Here is a 3,607-nt window from a genome sequence, read left to right as displayed (position 1 = left end):
CGATGCCGCTGACCGCCGAGGACTTCGCGCACGCCTACGACCACCTCGCCGACCACTGGCACACCCAGCCCCTCGGAGACCAGGCCACCGCCCTCGCCCACCGCATCCGCACCGGCACCGACCTCCCCTCGCACGCCCTCACCCCCACCACACCGGGACGGGCCGCGGCGGTACTGGACCGCGACGGAGCTGACCGGCTGGACCTCACCGTCAGGGCCGAACTCGCCGCCGCCGGCCACCCGGCCCAGGACCTCACGCCCGGACGGACGCTCCTGCTCCACCACTTCCTGGACCCCACCTGGCACGCCATGTCACCGGGACACCAGGCCGAAGCCGTCGCCCGATGGATCCACACCGAGACACGCCCCGGCCCACCCGCCCAGACCCGGACGGCCCCCGCCCGGCCCGCAACCATGTCCGCCCCCGCACTCCTCGCCACCAACACGTCCACCACCCAGGCGCCCCCGGCCGCGTCCGGCGCCACGCCCCTCGCCACCGAGACGTCCGCCGAGGCGAGCGTGGCCGGCTCCCGCGGCGCGGCTCCGGCACGAGAGGACGACCGCTTCCTGATCGAGGAGGTGCGGCGCGAGTTCCGCACCCTCCACCCCGACGGCATCGTGCCCCCGCCCACCGACGCCGACATCCGCATGGCCGCCGGCATCCTGCCCGAGCGGCCCGGGCGCGTCACGCTGCGCCAACGGGGTGAGGAGATCGCGCAGTTCCTCCTCACCGGCGACAAGGTGAGGTTCCTCGGCGGCGCCAACAGCGCCGAGACCGAACTGCTGCGGCAGCTCATCGTGACCAACGGACCCGAACTCCTGGCGGGCACGGTGCTGGCGCAACACCCTTCGGGCGCCACGGTGGTCATGGAGGTGAGCGCGGTCCGCGAGCGGGCGGGACGGCTGTACCTGCCGGGCAGCGAGGGCGCCGCTCAGGCGAGTACGGTCACATTGTTCATCCCCGAGATCGTCCTGCCGCCGCTCGGCGTCCTGCCCGGGGAACACTCGCGCGTGGCGGCCGAGGACGGCATGCGGCTGCTGCAGGAGGTCCAGCAGGCCCTCAGGAACGCCGCGCCCTCCGTGTCGGGCAGGCCCGTGTCCCTGGCCTCCGTCCTGCCGCCCCGGTGGACGGTCACGGACGCCGGTCGCCGGATCTACATGGGGAACACCGTGCGCGGGGCGGAGGAGCGCACCTACACCCAGTTCACGATCGGTGTGCCGGTCGCGGCGCTGGCGGGCGTGCACGAGACCGCCCTGGAGCATCTCACCTATCCGATGCTCGCGCCCCTCATGCACTCGGCGCGCAGGTTCGCGGACCGGCTGGCGGCCGTCTACGCCGAGGCTCGGATCGGGCGTCCCGTCACGCCGGGGCAGGTGCCGTTCCTCGCCTCGTCCGTAGCGGGGCTGGAGGAACTGCGCGGCTACGGCTGGCTGCTCTACGCCCACGGCGCGGCCGCCCCGGCGCAGAGAAGGCTGCACCCGGGAATCCTCACGAAGAACATGCTCGTCGCGGCGTCGCGGAACTCCTTCGCGCTGATCCGGTCCTCCCTCCACCCGGACCTGCGGGCGTTCCTCGCCCACGCGGGCCAGCAGGTCGTGAACCTCTTCCTCACCGAGTTCGACGACTTCCTCGCCCGGCGGCGGAACACGGCCAGGCGGGGAGTGGACGGCACGCGGCACGTCCTGGATGACGTACTCACCGGCCCCGGCGAACGCACCCTGGGCGAGTACCTCGCCACGATGCTCAACGACGTACCCGCAGAGGACCAGGTCAGCCAGTACGACGGCGTCGGCATGCGGGACTACCGGCTCGACACCCACGGTGGCGTGTTCCCCGAGGGGCTCGTGCTCCTGGAACTGCGCCAGTTCGGGGGAGACGAGAACGAGCAGACCGACGCCGAGGTGCGCACGGCCTTCGACCGCCTCGCGCAGGTCGCGCGGCAGGCGTACGAGGAGGCGGGGCGCCTGCGGGGCCAGGCCGCGACGGACCCCGCCTTCCCCGGCGTGGTCCTGGACCACCCGCTCGTTTCCGTGCTCACGGCGGTGTTCGAGCGGACGGCGGAGGTACACGTGCCCGTCCCCGGGCGCCAGGCCCCGGTCCAGCTGCTGCCCGGCACCGAGGTGCGGCAACTCGCCTCCATGGTGGCCTCGTTCGCTCTGGGGGGCCCGCTGCCGCCTGGTGTGGAGGAGGCGATGGGGGCACTGGCGCAGCGCACGCGGCAGGCCCTCGCCGAGACCACGACACCCGAGCAAGCACGGCAGCTGGAGGACGTGCTCGCCGCCGCCGAGTACGCACAGGCCCACCTCCAAACCGTCACGGCGCTCAACAACGGCCTCAGGCGCCCGGCGACGGCAGCGGAGATCACCACCGCGGCAGCGCTCGGCTCCGCCCTAGGACGTCCCGCGACGCCCGCCGAGACCGTTGCCGTCACAGCCGTGATGCAATCGCTCGCCCCGGACGTGCGCGGCAACGTCTCCGAGTACCAGGCCCTGACGACCTACCAGGCCTATTTCCAGTCGTACGGCCACGATCCGTCGTCGCCACAGGCCCACCAGGCCGCCGTCCGGTACGCCGGTGCCGTCCTGACCGGCAGCCGACGGACGCAGAGCTCCTCGCTGGCGGCGATGCTGGGCGGCAGCCGGGACGCCGGAACCGACCCGCTGGCCGAACAGTGGCCCCTCGGCCGTTCCTTCACCTCCTCCGGACCGCGCACCGACGGCACCCCGCCCGCCCGCGTCCCGGCGGACCGGGTCCCCGCCATGTCCGACGCCGCCCGACGGCCCGGCGAGTGGCACGTCATCACACAGCCGCACCCCCACTCCAGCACCGGTTTCTCCTACCGCGTCCACAGCGACGGCCGGATCAGCCTGCCCGACGGGACCGAACTGCCCCCCGGACCGTGGGTGCCCTACGGCCACGACTTCGTCCTGGACCACCCGGACGCCGCCCTGCACCTGCTGCGCGGCGACAGCGGCTGGATCGGCCGCCCGGACAACGCCGAGACGCTCCGCTCCACCCTGGAGACGGAGGTCTGGTACCACCTCACACCCGGTCCGGACGGCCTCGTCCTCGTCCCGGACGAGGAGGCGGCCACCGACCAGGCCATGCTCATCACCGTCCCCCTCACCGCGGAGGCAGCCGCAGCCGAGGCAGCCGGCACCGCCGGGTCCGCCGCCGAGGTCCCCACGACCGAGGCCGAGGCCGAGACCGCGGTCGACGCACGCGGCACGGCCCGGGTGCCCGAGGACGACCGATTCGGCGATCCCAATCTGCGCAGTGCCCCGGCCGGACCGGTGGGCATCGAACAGGAGGGAACCGGGACGTCGGCCCGGCAATCGGTCGACGCCCCGGCCGGTGGCCCGGCAGGTCCGGGCTCCGTCGGCGTGGACGCGGAGTTCGAGGCGGCGGTGCGGGAGGAGCCGTTGCTGGCGGAGTTTGATTCGGGGGTGGTGCGGCGGGCGTTGGAGATCCGGCAGGGCGCGGGCCGGGCTCGGATGGGTATCGGCGTCGACGCGGCCGAGGCGTCGACGCGGTGGTGGAGTGGGGTGAGGGAGGTCGCCGAGGCGCTGCGGACACGTGGCGAGGAGTATGCCCGGACTACGGCCGA

The 3,607-nt window shown here is 73.8% G+C and carries 1 protein-coding gene; it reads left to right on the top strand.

The window, feature by feature from the left end; translation table 11 throughout:
- The coding region (locus tag IF37_RS40245; protein ID WP_037858201.1) for a hypothetical protein at nucleotides 1-3,607 on the top strand (3,607 nt) is incomplete at both ends.

This window comes from Streptomyces sp. NRRL S-31 (assembly GCF_000718775.1).
Lineage (GTDB): Bacteria > Actinomycetota > Actinomycetes > Streptomycetales > Streptomycetaceae > Streptomyces.
The sequence above is the reverse complement of the archived record's forward strand: the minus strand, read 5'-3'. Positions and strand labels throughout refer to the sequence as shown.